General features: G+C 68.3%; 17 protein-coding genes and 1 pseudogene. 7 read left to right on the plus strand and 11 right to left on the minus strand.

The features are described 5' to 3' along the window. The 3 genes and pseudogenes from QH290_RS09650 to QH290_RS09660 all read right to left on the minus strand — a co-directional run. A pseudogene (locus QH290_RS09650) lies at positions 1-441 on the minus strand (hypothetical protein); the annotation flags it as partial. Positions 442-809: 368 nt separating this feature from the next. After that, complete coding sequence (locus QH290_RS09655) at positions 810-1040, minus strand: hypothetical protein (RefSeq protein ID WP_280267173.1); 231 nt, start codon at positions 1038-1040, stop codon at positions 810-812. A 130-nt stretch (positions 1041-1170) separates the two neighbouring features. Next, on the minus strand, positions 1171-1731 hold the full coding sequence (locus QH290_RS09660) for an Rv1476 family membrane protein (protein ID WP_280267174.1): 561 nt from the start codon (positions 1729-1731) through the stop codon (positions 1171-1173). Positions 1732-2031: 300 nt separating this feature from the next. On the opposite strand from QH290_RS09660, the gene QH290_RS09665 reads away from it, so the two are divergent. The 5 genes from QH290_RS09665 to QH290_RS09685 all read left to right on the plus strand — a co-directional run bounded on the left by QH290_RS09665 (position 2032) and on the right by QH290_RS09685 (position 7959). Then, positions 2032-4845: an aconitate hydratase gene (locus QH290_RS09665; protein ID WP_280382598.1), complete on the plus strand. Its 2814-nt coding sequence runs from the start codon at positions 2032-2034 to the stop codon at positions 4843-4845. Positions 4846-4909: 64 nt separating this feature from the next. Continuing rightward, on the plus strand, positions 4910-5476 hold the full coding sequence (locus QH290_RS09670) for a TetR/AcrR family transcriptional regulator (RefSeq protein ID WP_068031897.1): 567 nt from the start codon (positions 4910-4912) through the stop codon (positions 5474-5476). A gap of 232 nt (positions 5477-5708) precedes the next feature. Beyond that, on the plus strand, positions 5709-6125 hold the full coding sequence (locus QH290_RS09675; protein ID WP_280267176.1) for an acyl-CoA thioesterase: 417 nt from the start codon (positions 5709-5711) through the stop codon (positions 6123-6125). A 196-nt stretch (positions 6126-6321) separates the two neighbouring features. Further along, positions 6322-6984 carry a hypothetical protein gene (locus QH290_RS09680; protein WP_280382599.1) on the plus strand — a complete coding sequence of 221 codons (663 nt, stop codon included), beginning with the start codon at positions 6322-6324 and terminating at the stop codon, positions 6982-6984. Positions 6985-6993: 9 nt separating this feature from the next. Next, positions 6994-7959 (plus strand): MvdC/MvdD family ATP grasp protein, encoded by a 966-nt coding sequence (locus tag QH290_RS09685; protein WP_280267178.1) that lies wholly within the window; start codon positions 6994-6996, stop codon positions 7957-7959. Here the strand turns inward: QH290_RS09685 and QH290_RS09690 are convergent. Next, on the minus strand, positions 7953-8090 hold the full coding sequence (locus QH290_RS09690; protein WP_280382600.1) for a hypothetical protein: 138 nt from the start codon (positions 8088-8090) through the stop codon (positions 7953-7955). The genes QH290_RS09685 and QH290_RS09690 overlap by 7 nt on opposite strands. Before the next feature lie 48 nt (positions 8091-8138). Then, positions 8139-8378, minus strand: a complete 240-nt coding sequence (locus tag QH290_RS09695; RefSeq protein WP_280267180.1) for a helix-turn-helix domain-containing protein — start codon at positions 8376-8378, stop codon at positions 8139-8141. A 182-nt stretch (positions 8379-8560) separates the two neighbouring features. On the opposite strand from QH290_RS09695, the gene QH290_RS09700 reads away from it, so the two are divergent. Further along, the gene (locus QH290_RS09700) at positions 8561-9169 is read left to right on the plus strand and encodes a dihydrofolate reductase family protein (protein WP_280382601.1); all 609 of its coding nucleotides are present in this window, start codon (positions 8561-8563) and stop codon (positions 9167-9169) included. A gap of 7 nt (positions 9170-9176) precedes the next feature. Here the strand turns inward: QH290_RS09700 and QH290_RS09705 are convergent, their stop codons facing one another. From QH290_RS09705 to merA, 3 genes are all read right to left on the minus strand, one after another. Beyond that, positions 9177-10808 carry an ABC-F family ATP-binding cassette domain-containing protein gene (locus QH290_RS09705; protein WP_280267182.1) on the minus strand — a complete coding sequence of 544 codons (1632 nt, stop codon included), beginning with the start codon at positions 10806-10808 and terminating at the stop codon, positions 9177-9179. Positions 10809-11070: 262 nt separating this feature from the next. Next, positions 11071-12216, minus strand: a complete 1146-nt coding sequence (gene merB / locus QH290_RS09710; RefSeq protein WP_280382602.1) for an organomercurial lyase MerB — start codon at positions 12214-12216, stop codon at positions 11071-11073. 33 nt (positions 12217-12249) lie between these two features. After that, the gene (gene merA, locus QH290_RS09715; protein WP_280382603.1) at positions 12250-13689 is read right to left on the minus strand and encodes a mercury(II) reductase; all 1440 of its coding nucleotides are present in this window, start codon (positions 13687-13689) and stop codon (positions 12250-12252) included. A gap of 121 nt (positions 13690-13810) precedes the next feature. Here merA and QH290_RS09720 point away from each other — a divergent pair, with 121 nt between their 5' ends. Next, a complete protein-coding gene (locus QH290_RS09720; protein WP_280382604.1) occupies positions 13811-14194 on the plus strand; it encodes an ArsR/SmtB family transcription factor in 384 nt (127 codons plus the stop codon). 56 nt (positions 14195-14250) lie between these two features. On the opposite strand, the gene QH290_RS09725 is transcribed toward QH290_RS09720, so the two are convergent. From QH290_RS09725 to QH290_RS09735, 3 genes are read right to left on the minus strand one after another with little or no spacing between them, the layout of a single operon-like run. Then, the gene (locus QH290_RS09725; RefSeq protein ID WP_280382605.1) at positions 14251-15267 is read right to left on the minus strand and encodes an alpha/beta hydrolase; all 1017 of its coding nucleotides are present in this window, start codon (positions 15265-15267) and stop codon (positions 14251-14253) included. Between the two features lie 54 nt (positions 15268-15321). Beyond that, positions 15322-15927, minus strand: a complete 606-nt coding sequence (locus QH290_RS09730) for a PadR family transcriptional regulator (RefSeq protein WP_280382606.1) — start codon at positions 15925-15927, stop codon at positions 15322-15324. 21 nt (positions 15928-15948) lie between these two features. Then, on the minus strand, positions 15949-17778 hold the full coding sequence (locus QH290_RS09735; RefSeq protein ID WP_280382607.1) for a PDR/VanB family oxidoreductase: 1830 nt from the start codon (positions 17776-17778) through the stop codon (positions 15949-15951). Between the last annotated feature and the right edge of the window lie 57 nt (positions 17779-17835).

Raw genomic sequence — 17835 nt, forward strand, 5'->3', positions numbered from 1 at the left:
CCCCCCCCCGCGGGGGGCGGGGGGGGCTTCCCCCCCCCCCCATATCCCCCCTACTGGGGGGCCCCCCCCCCCCCCGGGGCCCCGGGGGGGGCCGGGCCCCGGGCGCCGCCCCCCCCCCCCCCCCGCGGCCGCATCGGCCTCCGCCCGCGCGGCCTGCAGGTCGACCAGGGCCTTGTTCACCGCCTCGCGCTTCTGCGCGACCTCGGTGTCGAGCTGCTGCAGCTGCTGCTCGGCCGCGGCGACCTCGTTGATCAGCCCGCTTACCTCGGTGACGCCCGCGTCCACCTGCCCGTTGGCATCGGCGATATCGCCGTCGCTGGGGTTCGGGGGCGGTGGGGGCGCCGCCGCGGCCGTGGGCACCGATACCGACAGCGCGAGCGCGCACAGCAGCAACCCCAGAGCGACCTTGATCGAGCGCCCCTGCCCGTTCGATCCAGCCACTCGCCCACCTCCCTGCCTGGCATCGCCTCACGAGCCCCAGCCAACCCCTGAATCCCACCGGCCGCTGCAAGCCCTTATGACACTTCTTCCCCACGCGTGTCATTCGAAACCGTACGGCACTTCTCTCACTGAGAAAACACAGGCAACGGAATGCCACCAGTGTAATTTACGAGTAGCTGAGCGATAGCCTAGCGCTTATCCGGTTTCCTCGACCAAAACAAACCAGCTCACTGGAAGCTGCCGGATCGGTGCGCGCACGCCCACGTACGGCTGAGTGCCGTACTTCGCACAGCTGCCACAGACGACCCCTCATGCCCAACAAGAAGCACCCGACAGCCGAAGCTGCCGGGTGCCGAAGCACGAAGGCGCTACTTGTAGGGATTCTCCGGTTGTTGCGGCGCATCGAAGAACCATTGCCCACCACCAGGAGGATCCTCGAAGCAGTCACCCGAGCCCTGATACCTCATCTTCTCCAGCTTGCAAAGTTTCTCGCTGTCTTCACCCGCAAAGGGACCATACCGCTCGGCCGAGGCCACACCCGTGCACCCGAGAGCGATCCCCCCGACCATCAGCGCAACCGCAAGAGTCTTCTTTCGCATGCTTCCTCCCATTCATGCGCCCCTTGTAAGCACAACATGCGCAATGCTACCGGATCTCGACGAAACATCTTGTTACACAGCGATGTTCGCCACGATCTCTCGCGGCTCGGGCGACAGAGAAAGGGCTGTCCTACGAGCTTTGCTTTCCGGTTACCGTCGGCGCTTCAACGGTGTCACGCCCACGCCTGGCCTTGATCCAATACAGTCCACCGATGAGCAACAGCACTCCCGCCACGAATACCGAGGTCGCCACCGTAGGCGACACCTGTTGCGGGGACTCGAGACGGTCGACAAAGATTTGCGCCGCCGTGTCGGAATGCCCGACCTTCTGCCCTTTGGCCGGATCCTCGGCCCACTCCAGCCGAGCCCGCGGGATGGAATCGCTGTAGGTCCCGACCATATCGTCACTGAACACCGCCACCGTGCCGTGCTCTGTCTTGCCCACGGCGGTAGCCAGGTCACGCATGTCCGACTCACGGCCATCGTTGCCCTGCACCACCACGATGCTCAGCTCGATCCCGTGCTCACGGGCATCATCGACGATCGCCGCCAACGCCCCCTCTTTCTGCTTCTGACCCTTCGGCGTCGCTACGTGGTTGTCGGACAAGTCCTCCAGTATCGCGTTCACATCGACATTAGACGGCAGAGCCGCCGCCTTGGGCGTGAGAACCGAGGTGTAAAAGACGGTCATCTTCCATCCGGTCTGTCGAGCCGCCCCGGGGGCGACGGGCATCCAACACTCTTCAGGCGATCAGCATGCTGACGACGGCACGCCGGAACCGACTACTCCGACGGGCCCGAGAGCACAGTACGCGACAGGAGGATGATGGTTGCTGGCACGGCGCCCATGACGTGCCCCCGTGTTTCACAGGACAAGCGTACTGTTAGGGTTGGAGTTACGAGGCGCGCGGACCGGATCGCGCCCTCGACCGGGCCGCCGGCACAGCCCCGCCGGTGGCCGAGAGACTCACCGACGAGTGGAGCTGAACGTATGACGAGCATCGATACATTCGGCGCCAAAGGCACCCTCGAGGTCGGAGATCGGTCCTATGAGATCTTCCGCCTCTCCGCCGTGCCCGGCACCGAGAAGCTGCCCTACGCCCTGAAGGTCCTGGCGGAGAACCTGCTCCGCACCGAGGACGGCGCCAACATCACCGCCGATCACATTCGCGCCATCGCCGATTGGGATCCGTCGGCGGACCCGAACACCGAAATCCAGTTCACCCCCGCGCGTGTCATCATGCAGGACTTCACCGGCGTGCCCTGCATCGTCGACCTGGCCACCATGCGCGAGGCCGTCGCCGCCCTGGGTGGCGATCCGGACAAGGTGAACCCGCTCGCGCCCGCCGAGATGGTCATCGACCACTCCGTCATCATCGACGTCTTCGGCCGCGCGGACGCCTTCGAGCGCAACGTCGACATCGAGTACCAGCGCAACGGTGAGCGCTACCAGTTCCTGCGTTGGGGCCAAACGGCTTTCGACGATTTCAAGGTCGTGCCGCCGAGCACCGGCATCGTGCACCAGGTCAACATCGAACACCTGGCGCGCGTGGTCATGGAGCGCAACGGGCAGGCATATCCGGACACCCTGGTCGGCACCGACTCGCACACCACCATGGTCAACGGCCTGGGCGTGCTGGGCTGGGGCGTCGGCGGCATCGAGGCCGAGGCGGCCATGCTGGGCCAGCCCGTCTCGATGCTGATCCCGCGCGTGGTCGGCTTCAAGCTGACCGGCGAGATCAAGCCGGGCGTCACCGCCACCGACGTCGTGCTGACGGTCACCGACATGCTGCGCAAGCACGGCGTGGTCGGCAAGTTCGTCGAGTTCTACGGCAAGGGTGTCGCCGAGGTGCCGCTGGCCAACCGCGCCACGCTGGGCAATATGAGCCCCGAATTCGGTTCCACCGCAGCGATTTTCCCGATCGACTCGGTGACCGTCGAGTACCTGAAGCTGACCGGCCGCTCCGACGAGCAGGTCGCCCTGGTCGAGGCGTACGCCAAGGAACAGGGCCTGTGGCACGACGCCGACCACGAGCCCGCGTACTCGGAGTACCTGGAGCTGGACCTGAGCACGGTGGTGCCCTCCATCGCCGGTCCGAAGCGCCCGCAGGACCGAATCCTGCTGTCGGAGAGCAAGACCGCGTTCCGCAAGGACATCCACAACTACACCAGCGACGCGGAGAGCGGCCCCGCCGCCACCACCCCGCACACGCACCTGGACGAGGCCATCGAGGAGTCGTTCCCGGCCAGCGACCCGGCCCAGCTGTCGTTCGCCGAGGACGATGCCGTGCTGCCGACCGCCGCCAACGGCGCGGTGGGCCGCCCGTCCAAGCCGGTCAAGGTCCAGACCGAGGAGTACGGCGACTTCATCCTCGACCACGGTGCCGTGGTGGTCGCCTCGATCACCTCCTGCACCAACACCTCCAACCCGTCGGTCATGATCGGCGCGGCGCTGCTGGCGCGTAACGCCGTGGAGAAGGGCCTGTCCCGCAAGCCGTGGGTCAAGACCTCGATGGCGCCGGGCTCGCAGGTCGTCAACGGGTACTACGAGAAGGCCGGGCTGTGGCCGTACCTGGACAAGCTGGGCTTCAACCTGGTCGCGTTCGGCTGCGCCACCTGCATCGGCAACACGGGCCCGCTGCCGGAGGAGATCTCCAAGGCCGTCAACGACAACGACCTGACCGTGACCGCGGTGCTGTCGGGCAACCGCAACTTCGAGGGCCGCATCTCCCCCGACGTGAAGATGAACTACCTGGCCTCGCCGCCGCTGGTCATCGCCTACGCGCTCGCGGGCACGATGGACTTCGACTTCGAGAACGAGGCGCTGGGGAAGGACACCGACGGCAACGAGGTGTTCCTGAAGGACATCTGGCCGTCGCCGCAGGAGATCCAGGACACCATCGACCGCGTCATCAGCCGCGACATGTTCATCGAGGACTACGCGGACGTGTTCAAGGGCGACGAGCGGTGGCGTTCGCTGCCCACCCCGGAAGGCAAGACCTTCGAGTGGGCCCAGGACTCCACCTACGTGCGCAAGCCTCCGTACTTCGAGGGCATGCCGCAGACCCCGGAACCCGTGCAGGACATCAAGGGCGCGCGAGTGCTCGCGCTGCTGGGCGATTCGGTCACCACCGACCACATCTCCCCGGCGGGCAACATCAAGGCGGGCACCCCGGCCGCGCAGTACCTCGAGGCCAACGGCGTCGAGCGCAAGGACTACAACTCCTACGGCTCGCGGCGCGGTAACCACGAGGTGATGATCCGCGGCACCTTCGCCAACATCCGGCTGCGCAACCAGCTGCTCGACGACGTCTCGGGCGGTTACACCCGCGACTTCACCCAGGACGGCGGCCCGCAGGCGTTCATCTACGACGCCTCGCAGAACTACCAGGCCGCGGGCATCCCGCTGGTCGTGCTGGGCGGCAAGGAGTACGGCTCGGGTTCCTCGCGCGACTGGGCGGCCAAGGGCACCAGCCTGCTGGGCGTCAAGGCGGTCATCACCGAGTCGTTCGAGCGCATCCACCGCTCCAACCTCATCGGCATGGGCGTGATCCCCCTGCAGTTCCCGCAGGGTGAGTCGGCGGCGTCGCTGAAGCTCGACGGCACGGAGACCTTCGATATCGAGGGCATCACCAAGCTGAACGAGGGTGTGACTCCGAAGACCCTGAAGGTGACCGCCACCAAGGAGAACGGCGAGAAGGTGTCGTTCGACGCGGTGGTGCGCATCGACACCCCCGGTGAGGCCGACTACTACCGCAACGGTGGCATCCTGCAGTTCGTGCTGCGCAACATGATCAGCAAGTGATTCGATAGGTTGTCACGCTCGGGCCCCGATCGGTTTCGGGGCCCGGGCCCGTTTGGAGGAGCCCATGCCCAAGGTCAGTGACGACCACCTCGCCGCCCGGCGCAGCCAGATCCTCGACGGGGCTCGGCAGTGCTTCGCCGAGTTCGGTTACGAGGGCGCCACGGTGCGCCGTCTGGAGGACGCCATCGGCCTGTCGCGGGGGGCGATCTTCCATCACTTCCGCGACAAGGACGCGCTGTTCCTGGCGCTGGCCCACGAGGACGCGGCCCGCATGGCCGAGGTCGCGGCGACCCAGGGCCTGGTGCAGGTGATGCGCGATATGCTCGCGCGCCCCGAGGATTTCGACTGGCTGGGAACGCGGCTCGAGATCGCGCGGCGGCTGCGCACCGATCCGGAGTTCCGGGCGAATTGGGAGCAGCGGTCCGAGGAGCTCACCGCGGCGACGATCGCGCGCCTGGAGCGGCGCAAGGCCGCCGGCGCGCTGCGCGACGACGTGCCGACCGACGTCCTGCTGGGCTACCTGGATCTCGTCCTGGACGGCCTCATCGCCCGGATCGCCTCCGGGCACGCCAACGACAACCTGTCCGCCGTACTGGACCTGGTGGAAGCCTCGGTGCGCCGCAAGCAGTGAGCCGACATCCGGGTTGGCACCCAAGGATTTTCGTTGATCGGCGGCCTCGGGCAGCACGGCCCGGGAAGCCTCGGAATGGCAGTCGATGCACGATGGCAGTGGGTGCCGTCGTGCACCGCACGCCGATCCGCGCGGGATGCGGAATCCGCGGCGCCCCAACGACATCCATCGTCGTGACGCAGGCCACGCGTCATCCGGAAATACCGGGCATATGCCTGAGGTTTGCCGAGGTATGACGTTTTCTGTGCCTGTCACCGTCCGCGGCTACGAACTCGATGTGAACGGCCACCTGAACCAGGCCGTCTACCACCAGTACGCCGAGCACGCGCGGTGGGAGGTACTGCGGGCGGCCGGGCTGGTCCCGGACAAGATGCGGCTGGCGGGCGTGGGGCCGGTGGTGCTGGAGTCCACGGTGAAGCATCTGCGGGAGCTGCACCTCGGCGACGAGGTCACCGTCACCAGTGAATTCGAATGGGGCGAGGGTAAGGCATTCCGGATGCGGCAACAGATCATCAAGCTCGACGGCACGGTGTCCGCCGAATTCGGCGTCGTCCTCGGGCTGATGGACCTCACCGCGCGCAAACTCGTGTCGAACCCGATCGAGCGGTTCCTGGAGTTGGCCGAGTCCCGCGAGGCGCTGGGTCTGTAAGGGCGGCGGGCGCCGCGCGGCGCGTTGATCGCTCAACTGAAAATCTTTCGGCGATAGCGCATTACACATCGGGACCAGCGATTCGTCCTTGCACCTGAAATCTTCCGATGTGAACCGATCGGCGGGGTCGCGGGGATATGATCCAGGTCACGCTCGGCTTCCGTGGCAAACCGCGAGCAGATCGGAGACCAGCCCCATGCCCGAAACCATGCGCCCGTCCGCCCCTGCCGTAGGCCCGATTCCGGACATTCGGGATCTCGTGCCGCCACTGCCCGGCTATCTGGTCGCGGAGTCGGACCACACGATCAGCGTGCGCGTGGGCGAGGGCACGTGGACCTTCGATCGGGCGGACGTACTGCGCTTGGACGACCACTCCGGCGGCGCCGACCACCCCGTGCGGGTCTGGGTCCGCCCCGGCGCCACGGCCGACTTCACCCAGCGCCGCCGCATCGACCTCACCGACCGCCCGATGACGCTCCCCCACCGGCCCCCGGCCTTCGCCTGCGGCACCAACGGGCTGGGGACAGAAGGCTCCGCTACCCACGGCAACGATGTGCTGGGAACAGAAGGCTCCGCTACCCACGGCAACGATGTGCTGGGGACAGAAGGCTCCGCTGCCCGCAGCAACCATGTGCTGGGAACAGGAGACTCTACTGCCCACGGCAACCATGTGCTGGGAACAGGAGATTCCGCTGCTCGTGGCCGTGGCGATGATGGGTTGCAGCGGCTGGCCGATGAGTGGGCGCGGGCGTTGCGGCTGCCCGCCCGGCCGGGCGTCGGCGGCGCCACGGCCACCTTCTGCCAGACCATGACCTGCGCGCGCAGCGACGACGGCACCGCCTGCGACAGTCTCGACTGAGGCGCTGCGATGGCCGCCGCCCGCCCGGCAGGTTCGGTGCTGATCGTCACCGAGGCCGACGACCTGCACGCCGACGCGATGACGGCCACGCTGCGAAAGCACCACCGGCTCACCCCGATTCGCCTCGATATGCGCGAGTTCCCCCGCGCGACCGGCAGTTTCCGCCTGGACCGCGCCGGTACCGCGCGGTCGCTGTCACAGGTGGTGGGGCTCGACGATGTCACCGCGGTCTGGTGGCGGCGGCCGCACCAGTGCGTCGTGCCCGGCGGCGTCCGGCACGCCGACGACGACTACCGGCAGGCCGAATGCGACGGCTTCCTACAGGGCCTGCTCTGGTCGATTCCGGCGGTCTGGGTCAACGACCCGGGCGCCGACCGCACCGCCACCCGCAAGATCGTGCAGCTGGAGACGGCACGCCGCAGCGGATTCCCGATCCCGGAGACCCTGATCACCAACGATCCGGACGAGGCACGCAGCTTCATCGGCTCCCGCCCCGGCCCGGTGATCTACAAGCGCACCGGCACCGGCCGCGCCGAATTCTCCGAGACCAGGATCATCGCCCCCGCCGATCTGGACCGCCTGGGCACCATCCGCTCCGCACCGACCACGTTTCAGGACTACATCGACGCCGAGTGCGATCTGCGCGTGGTGTGGATCGACGGCATCGAATGGACGGTGCGCATCGACTCGCAATCCGGTGCCGGACGGGTGGATTCGCGCCTGGACACCTCCGTGGAGTTCGGCCCCGCGCGGCTTCCGGCCTCGGTGAGCAAGTCGCTGGCGACGCTGATGGGCGCGCTGGGCCTGGCGTTCGGCGTGCTCGACCTGCGGCTCGGCACGGACGGCGAGTACTACTTCCTGGAGGTGAACCCGCAGGGGCAGTTCGCCTATCTGGAGATCAAGACCGGGCTCCCGATCTTCGAGAGTCTCGCCAACTATCTCGCCGTCGGCGACGCCGCGGTCGAGCGCTACTGACTGTCGCGCGCCGACAGCATCCGGGTATCGTTCCGCGTATGCGCGGCCACGACCTCGTCGGTCGTATACGCGGTGCGCCACCGCATCTCGTGACAACCGCGCGGATCTCGTTGCAGCCGTGTGGTGGTCACGCCGTCGGGCGTAGACCACAACGTGCGCAACGGGTTCCGGACCGCCTGTTACTTGCTGCTGGCTTTACGCCGGTTCGCCCCGCCCCGGCTGCGGAGTTGCACGTGCGACTCCACCAGCACGTTGTGGATGAACCCGTACGAGCGGCCGGTCTCCCGGGCCAGCGAGCGGATACTTGCCCCCGCCTCGTACTGCTTCTTGAGCTGGGATTGCAGGCGGTCTCGCGACTTTCCGGTGACGCGCGTGCCTTTACCCAACGTGGACTTCCCTTGTGCGGGCCTGTCACTCATGGCTTCCTCCGGTCGCCCTGCAGCCTTATTCCAGGCTAAACACTCGACCGTCGGTGATCAACGCCTCGCTGTGATTTAGCTCACCGATTTTCGGGATAGTCCGGACCGGGCGACGAATTCCCGCCCCGGGCCCCGTCCCCACTTCGACAGCGATACCGCGACGAACTCTCCGGGAGCACCCCATGCGCAAGATCACCGCAGGCCTGTTCATCGCCCTCGACGGCGTGGTCGAAGACCCCCAGGACTGGCATTTCCCCTATTACAACGAGGAGATGGGCGCGGCGGTCGACGCGCAGCTCGGCACCGCCGACACGCTGCTGCTGGGCCGCGTCACCTACGACAGCTTCGCCGGTGCCTGGCCCGCGCGCGAGGCCGAGGGCGGCGAGGACGCCTACTTCGCCAAGAAGCTCGGCGATGCGCGCAAGCTGGTCGCGACGCGCCAGGACCTCGCCTTCACGTGGCGCAACTCCGAAGTGCTGAAAGGCGATCTGCTGGAAGCGGTCACGGCGCTCAAACAGGAACCCGGCGGCGATATCGCCATGAGTGGCTCGGTGTCGGTCGTCCGTCAACTCCTGGCCGCCGGATTGATCGACGAACTGCATCTGTTGGTGCATCCGATCGCGGTCCGCAAGGGCCTGCGCCTGTTCGACGAGGCCGACACCACCCTGCCGCTGACCCTGCGCAGCGCGACGCCGTTCAGCACCGGTGTCGTGCACCTGGTCTACGGTCCGGGCGAGCACCGCACGGGCGGCTACGAGGACGCCAAACGGCATCTCGCACAGGACGACTGACGGCCGCTCAGGCCAGCTGGATGAGCTCCAGGTACTCCTGCGACCAGTGGTCCTCGGTGCCGTCGGGCAGCATGATGACCCGCTCCGGGTTCAGCGCCTCGGCGGCACCGGGATCGTGGGTCACCAGCACCACCGCACCGGCGTAGCTGCGCAGCGCGTCGAGCACCTGCTCGCGCGATATCGGGTCCAGGTTGTTGGTGGGCTCGTCGAGCAGCAGCACATTCGCCGCCGAGGACACCAGCCCGGCCAGCGCCAGGCGGGTCTTCTCGCCGCCGGACAGCGTCCCGGCGGGCTGCTCGAGCTGCGGGCCGGAGAACATGAACGCGCCCAGCAGGCCGCGCAGGTCCTGTTCGCCCGCGTCGGGGGCGGCGTGGCGGATGTTCTCCCACACCGACGCGGTGTCGTCGAGGGTGTCGTGCTCCTGCGCGAAGTACCCGATCTTCAGGCCGTGGCCGGGCACCAGACCGCCCGCGGACGGTTGCTCGACCCCGGCCAGCAGCCGCAGCAGGGTCGTCTTACCGGCGCCGTTGAGGCCCAGCACGACCACCCGGCTGCCGCGATCGATGGCGAGGTCGACGCCGGTGAAGATCTCCAGCGAGCCGTACATCTTGGTCAGGTTCTCCGCCATCAGCGGCGTCTTGCCGCAGGCGGCGGGCTCCGGGAACTTGATGCGCGCCACCTTGTCGGACACGCGGATCTCGTCGGCGTCGGCCAGCATGCGCTCGGCGCGCTTGACCATGTTCTGTGCCGCAACGGCTTTGGTGGCCTTGGCGCCCAGCTTGGCGGCCTGGGCCTTGAGCGCGGACGCCTTCTTCTCGGCGTTGGCGCGCTCGCGGCGGCGGCGCTGCTCGTCGGTGGCGCGGGCGTCGAGGTACTTCTTCCAGCCCATGTTGTAGATGTCGGCCTCGCCGCGCACCGCATCCAGGAACCACACCTTGTTGACCACGGCCTCGAGCAGTTCCACGTCGTGGCTGATCACGATCAGGCCGCCCTCGTGGTTCTGCAGGAAGCCGCGCAGCCAGGTGATGGAGTCGGCGTCGAGGTGGTTGGTCGGCTCGTCCAGCAGCAGGGTGCGGTCGGATTTGCCGCCGCTGCCGTCGGAGGCGGAGAACAGGATGCGCGCCAGCTCGATGCGGCGGCGCTGACCGCCCGACAGCGTGCGCAGCGACTGCCCCAGCACCCGATCGGGCAGGCCGAGGCTGTTGCAGATGCGCGCCGCCTCGCTCTCGGCGACATAGCCGCCCAGCGCCGAGAACCGCTCCTCGAGGCGGCCGTACTTGCGCACCGCCTTCTCGCGCTCGGCGTCGTCGGCGACCTCGGCCATCAGCGCCTGCTGCTTCTCCATCTCCCGGATCAGCGCGTCCAGGCCGCGGGCCGACAGCACCCGGTCGCGGGCCAGCACATCGAGGTTGCCCTCGCGCGGGTCCTGCGGAAGGTAACCGATCTCACCCGAGCGAACCACCTTGCCCGCGTACGGCTCGCCCTCCCCGGCGAGGATGCGCAGCGTCGTGGTCTTCCCGGCACCGTTGCGCCCGACCAGCCCGATCCGGTCGCCGGACTGCACCCGCAGCGCCGCGCCCGGCGCCGTCAGCAGGGTGCGGATTCCGGCCCGGACCTCCAGGTCGGTCGCGGTGATCACAGATATCTCCTCGGCATAGGCGGTTCGGGGCGACTGTTCGAGTGTGCATTCTCACGACACACAAGAACCACCGATTTTACCCAAGCGAACTATCGCCTGGCTCTCCCGGTGGCGGGTGCTTTCGGCCATACCGGCCGAGCTGCGGGCGCAACGTCGAATCCTTGCGTGGGCGGATGGTGAATTCACGGCGACGCGGATCAGTGGCGGAGGGTGACTTGGCGATGATCCGCGCCGTCTCGATCGCTGTGGATCGACCTGTCGTTCAGCAGCAGGGCGGTGTACCGGTTCCGGTGCGCACGCGGTCGCTGAGGGCGCGGAGTTGGTTGTAGGCGGCGGCGACCGGCAGCAGGACCCCGGTGGGGTGCTGCGCCTGCCAGTCGGCGCCGGCCTGTGCGGAGGCGAAGTAGCGGCCGGGGTTGCAGGTGGTGGCCCGCACCTGCGCCATGTCCAGTTCGTCGGGGCCCGGCAGTGACACTACTGCGGTGGCCGGGTCCAGGCCGTTGACTCCGACGGCCGGGTCGACGGTCAGCCGGATGGTGGTTCCGGTTGCGGGGCAGGGTGATTCGATGCGGGCGGGGCGGCCGAGGATGGCGGGGAACAGGAGGGTGTCGGCGGCGCACCAGGTGTAGAGCAGGTGATTGTCGACGGTGAAGCGGTGCGGGGTGGGGTTGAGGGTGAGGCCCCAGCCGCGGATGCGGTGCTTGTCGTCGTATTCGATGTCGGCTGCCGCGGGCGCGGATTCGATATCGGCGACCTCGACTCCGGCGGCGGTGGCGAGCTGGTCGACGGCGATCGGTTCCCCGTGGGCGAGCAGCCGCATCGCGGTGCCCATGAGCGTGGTGCGGGTGGTTCCGGCGGGGTCGAACAGTTTGCCGATGATGGTGTCGGTGAACTTGCTGGCGGTCATGCCGGTGGCTTCCTTTCGGTGCAGGTGCTTCCGGCACCCAGCCTCGGGTCTACCCCCGGTGGGAGAGTCAAGCGCAGTCGGTGGATTCCCGCGCGGGTTCCCGGCCCAGCACACGTCATCGGCGACCAGGTGCACCCGGTGGGCGGACTCGAACTCGTCGATGCGGCCCAGAATTTGCTGGTACTCGCTGATGCGTCGGCGCAGCCGGTGCCGGGACCGCTGCAACAGTTCGGCCAGGCGGGAGCCGACCGACTGCCCGGGGTCGTCGAAGGCGGCCACCAGGTGGCGGATCTCGGCGATGGTCAGGCCCAGGCCGCGCAGCTCGCCGATGAAGCCGACGCACCACAGGGCGTCGGTGGTGTAGAGCCGGTAGCCGGACGGGCTGCGGCCGAGGGTGTAGATCAGCCCCAGATCGGTGTATTCGCGCAGCGCCTTCACCGAAACACCACTGCGGCGCGACAATTCACCGATCGTCATGCGCCCGGCGGTCGTCGTAGCCATCGAACTCTCCTTCCGTGGTTCCTCTCCCCCGTCTCAGCTCGCGCAGCAGGACAATTCGGTGACGTCGGTGGTGAAGGTCTGGGCGGTGAGCTTCAGCGCCTCGGCCATGGTCAGGTACGGCGCCCAGGCGCGGGCGAGCTGCTCGACGGTCATGCCCGCGGTGATCGCGTATCCGGCGGCGGCGATCAGATCCCCGGCGCCCTCGGCGACCGCGTGCACACCCAGCACCCGCCCCGTGTCGGCGTCGGCGACCAGCTTCACCACGCCACGGGTGTCGCGGTCGACCAGCGCGCGGGGCACGCTCTCGCCGCCGAGCACGCGGAACTCGGTCCGCAGCCCGGCCTCGACTGCCTCGGCGACGGTCGACCCGACGGCGGCGAGTGCCGGGCTGGTGAACATCACCCGCGGCACTGCCGTGTAGTCCAGCACCCGGGCTCGACGTCCGAAGGCGTTGTCGGCGACCAGCGTGCCCTGCGCGGCCGCCACGTACACGAACTGCGGGCCACCGGCCACATCCCCGGCCGCCCAGATCCTCGTATTGCTGGTGCGCTGATGGTCGTCGGTGACCACCGCGCCGCGTCCATCGGTGGCCACTCCGACCGAATCCAGGCCCAGCGCGGCGGTATTCGGGCGGCGCCCGGTGGCGATCAGCAGCTGCTCGGCGCGCAGCTCGGCGGTGGAACCGTCGCGGGTGCGGACGGTAGCTACCTTCTCGCCGTCGACAGCGCGGACCTTGTCGAGCGTGGCGCCGGTCACCGCGGTGATCGCCTCGTCGGCGAACACGCCCTCGATCGCCGCGGAGAGTTCGGGTTCCTCGAACGGCGCCAGCCGATCCAGGGCCTCGACCACCGTCACGGTGGTACCGAGCCGGGCGAACAGCTGAGCCTGCTCGAGTCCGACCACGTTGCCGCCCACCACGATCAGCGATTCCGGCAGCGACTGCAGATCCATGGCCGTGGTCGAGGTCAGATACCCGGCCTCGGCCAGCCCGTCCACCGGCGGGATCCACGGCACGGCGCCGGTCGCGATCAGGTACTGATCGGCGTCGATCACCCGCGAGCCGCCGTCGCGCAGCGCGACCCGCAGCGTGGGCGCCTGGGCCGAGCCGTCGAAAACGGCTGCGCCGGAAACGATCTCCCACCCATAGCCCGCGGCGAGGTCGACGTACTTCTCGGCGCGCGACCGGGCAACAAGGGAACCCTTGCCCGCGATCAGACCGGCGAAATCCACCGCAACAGTGGCGGTCGCCAGCCCGGGGAACCGATCGGACACCGCCGCGGTGTGCCGGGCCTCGGCGGCGGCCAGCAACGCCTTCGACGGCACACAGCCGACGTTCACGCACGTGCCACCGACGGTGCCGCGCTCGACCATCACCACCCGCATGCCGAGCCTGGACGCCGCGATGGCGGCGGCGAACGCCGCCGAACCGGAGCCGACGATCGCCAAATCGGCACGGGAACCTGTCGGGGTCACGCGGGCCTCCTGACCTCCGGCAACCGGGAACCACGATTGCTATACGCATTGACGAATAGCTACTCGCCTCATACTATTCGCTTATCCGAATAGTTCAATCCCTGTTCGCGGAGGCGATCCGATGGCCCGGCCCACCACTGCCACCGTGTCCGATGCGGAAACCGCGTGCACGCATCCGGACACAACGGCGAAATTCTTTCGCGCCCTGTCGGATTCGACCCGGCTCGGGCTCCTGGAATTCATCCTCGATGGGGAGCGCACCTCCGCGGACTGCGTCGCGCATGCGGGGATCTCGCAGCCTCGGGTGTCGGTGCACCTGTCCTGCCTCACCGACTGCGGGTACGTGGTCGCGCGCCGCGACGGCAAGAAACTGCGCTACTCCGTCGGTGACCCGCGGGTGATCGACCTGGTGCGGCTGGCACGATCGCTCGCAGCCGACAACTCCGCCGCCCTGAACTGCTGCAACCACATCCCTTCCCCGACCGACCGACCGACGGTTCTCTGAACCGAGCACGCCGCAGACCCCTGCTCCTGAGCGCTTCCACCTGGCCAGCGCGCAGATCACAAGGCGTCGAGCAGCAGGGGCAGGGAGCGGTGGAGTTCGCGTTGCCAGTAGGGCGGGCTGTGGGTTCCGCTGGTCAGATGTGTGACCGGTTGTGCGCCGAGCCGTTGGAGGCGGTCGGCGACCGCGCGGGTGCTTTCGTGCATCACGGCCTCGGTGAGATCGACCGCGCCGGGGAATTCCGGTGCGCGCCGGTCGATTTCATCGAACAGCGATTCGCGCCGCAGGCCGGGCGGATCGAGCTCTCCGGGCGTGCCGTCACCACTGGACAGGAAAATCGGTACACCGGTGAGCTTTTCGGCGAGATAGTACGGATCGTGGGCCTCCCACGTGGTGCGGTCGCGGATCGGATCTCCCCAGATTCGGGTGCCGTCGTCGACACCGACGAGCCCGGCGGCGCCGAGAACGATATCGGCGCGCCGCAGTGGGTGCAGCCAGCCGCTGTAGCTGGCGGCGGCCCGGAACAGGCCGGGTCTGCGCGCCGTGTAGGCCAGGGCGCCGTAGCCGCCCTGGGAGACACCCGCGATGACGCGGCGATCGCCCGCGCCGTAGTCGCGTTCGAGTAGCGGCAGCATTTCGTCGAGGTGGAACGACTCGACGGCGGGTGTGCCGTCGTGCCAGTCGGTGTAGAACCCGAACATCGGCATCCCCGGCACGACGACGAGAACGTCGCGCAGCTGTGGAAGATTCACGACATCGGTGTCGGCGGTCCAGCCGGTGTGGTCGCCGTCGCCACCGGGCAGCAGGTACAGCACCGGCCATTTCCGGTCGGGTGCACGGTCTTTCCATCCCCGTGGCGTGATCAGACGAACGGCCGCGTCCGCACCCAGGCTGGGTGAGCGCAGCACCAGATCGACGACCCGGTCGTCGATGCGATGCTCGCCGTCGACGCGCACGCCCGCGCTCCCGGGCTCACCGCCGGGACGGACCGGTGAGCCGCAGGCCACGGCGGCGATGACGCACGCGGCGACCGTGATCGCGACACCGAGCCGACGCAAGCTTCCCGAATAGTGCATGGGTGCAAGCTATGCCGGGAGGGGTGCTGCCCACATCCGGGATCTGCCCTGGTTTTACCCCGAGGTTCCACGAGCGTGTAGTTGCTCCCAGAAGCGGCCGAGGGCCTCGGGGTCGTCTCGGATGAGGGTGCGGAAGCGGTCGACGAATCGTTGCTCGGCCTCGAGGAGTTCGAGGCGGTAGTGGTATTCGATCAGGAACACCGCGTCGACATCGGCGGCGGCCCGGACGACCGCGCGCTGCTGTTCGGCTTGCTCCGCGAGGGCACGGTGGCGCTGGTCGAGCAGGTCCGCGACGTCGGCGGGCGGCAGCGTCACGATCAGCGACAGCGCCGCCTCGAACTGGCGGTATTCCTTGGCGGGCACCGACACCAGCTCACGCATTCGCGCGCGGAGCCGCTCGGCGCCGGAGTCGGTGTTCCGGTAGACCGTGCGTTCCGGACGTTGCCCGGCGCGTTCGGAGGCGAGGGCTTCGATGTATCCGGCTCGCAGCAGCTGGTCGACGACCATGTACAGCGAGGAATGCTTGTAGTCGATGCTGCGGCCCGCGTTGCGTTCCTGGAGCAGCTTGCCGAGTTCGTACGGGTGCATGGGCCGCTCGACGAGATAGGCCAGCACGGCGAGGGCGAGCGAGTTGTGCAGCGGGTCCCGCCGAGCTGCCACGGAACCCTCCTCCGGATTCGGTCAGACGTCGAGCACGATGCGTTGGCCGCGGGCACGCGATACGCAGGGGTAGATGATATCGGTGCGGTCGCGTTCGCCCGGTTGCAGCACGTCGTCGCGGTGATCGGGGATCCCGGCGAGCACGCGGGTGGCGCAGCTGCCGCAGACGCCGTCCTCGCACGACAGGTCGACGGCCGGATCGACGTCCTGGATGGCCGACAGCAGTGTCCGGTCGGCGGGTATGTGCACGACGACGCCGGATCGGCGCAGTTCGGCATCGAACGGGGCGTTCTCGGTGTCGGTGGCGCGGCGGCTCGCGGCGAACCGCTCGATGTGCAAACTTGCGCCCGGGATTCGCGCCGAGGCCGTCTCCATCGCCGACAGCAATTCCTCGGGGCCACAGCAGTATGCGGCCACGTCGTCGGGAGCCGCCCGCAGTAGCGCCTCGAGATCCGGCCGAGGCCGGGCGTCGGCGGGCAGCAGTGTTACTCGATCCGGGTGGCGCTCGAGCAGTTCGGGACCGAATGTCATGCGGGACAGGGACCTTCCGCGATAGACCAGTCGCCATTCCGCACCCGAACGATGAATTCGATCGATCATGGGGAGGAACGGGGTGATACCGATCCCGCCCGCGACGAACAGGTAGGCGGGTGCGTCGACGAGTGGAAAGTTGTTGCGCGGGCCGCGAATTCCGACAGCGGCCCCGGGTCGCAGGTCGTGCGCCTCGATCGATCCGCCACGGCCGCGGGGTTCCTTCAGCACGGCGATCCGGTAGGTCCCGGCCTCGGCCGGATCGCCGCACAGCGAGTACTGGCGCACCAGCCCCGACGGCAGCACCAGGTCGATGTGCGCGCCGGGCGCCCACGCAGGCAACGCGGCTCCGTCATCGGCTCGCAGGTCCAGGACCACGGTGTCCTCGGCGATGATGCGGGTTTCGGCGACGGTCGCCCGGATCTCCTGCCGGGTTCGCCTCGACGGCAGCAGCCGCCTGCCGCGCGGAGTCTTACCGCCCGGCTTGTACAGCGACAACAGCAGCGCCGCCACCAAACTGAGCAGCGCCCCACCGAAGCCCCACAGCGCCACGTCGGCGGCCGCCGTGAGTTCACCGGGGGTTCCGCCGGTTTCGGCCAGGTGCGCGGCCTGTTCCGCGGCGCGTTCGAGAGCATCGTGCAGAAATCCGAACGCTACGAACAGAATTCCGACCGCGATCGCCAGTTTGATCGCCACCCAGTAGTAGCGGATCAACCCCCAACTCGTGGTGATACCGAGGGCGAGGCCGGTGAGGATGGTCGCGAAGTTCGTCCACGGCAGCAGGGTGATGTCGAAGACGGCCATCAGCTCGTAGGTCACGCGGCTGGTCTCGATATCGGCGGTGGTCATCGCGACCACCGCCATCGCGGTGACCACCAACGCGGTGCCGACCCAGCAGGACGCCGCCACGACATGCGCGGCGACCAGGGCCTTGCGCGGCCGCGGTGCCAGCCGCCCCGCCAGCAGTGCGAGCACCGGAACCACCAGCCAAGTGGCGAACATCGCGACCAGATCGCCCACGACAAACGCCTGCGACACAGTCGCCACGACCAGCAACCAGCCGACACCCAGCACCACCGGACGCGGCGTGGCCGGACGAACGGTCACCAGCAGCGCGAGACCGGCCGCCACCGCCGCAAGCAACCACCACATCGGAAGGCGCGCCGCGGCCACGGTCGCCGGGAACACCGGGGGCAGCAGGGCAGCGGCGATCGCCACAATCACGAAGCAGGACAGCTGGATTCGCACCGCCCGCGGTACGGCAGCAGGTCGAACCTGCTGCGCACCAAGGCGCGTGGCGGGCGTGGTCCGCGGTGCCATACGGGCCTCCATACTCAAATAGTCGATATCGACTAACTGAGTATCGGGTCGTGCGGG

It is taken from the genome of Nocardia wallacei (assembly GCF_029869545.1).
GTDB lineage: Bacteria > Actinomycetota > Actinomycetes > Mycobacteriales > Mycobacteriaceae > Nocardia > Nocardia wallacei_A.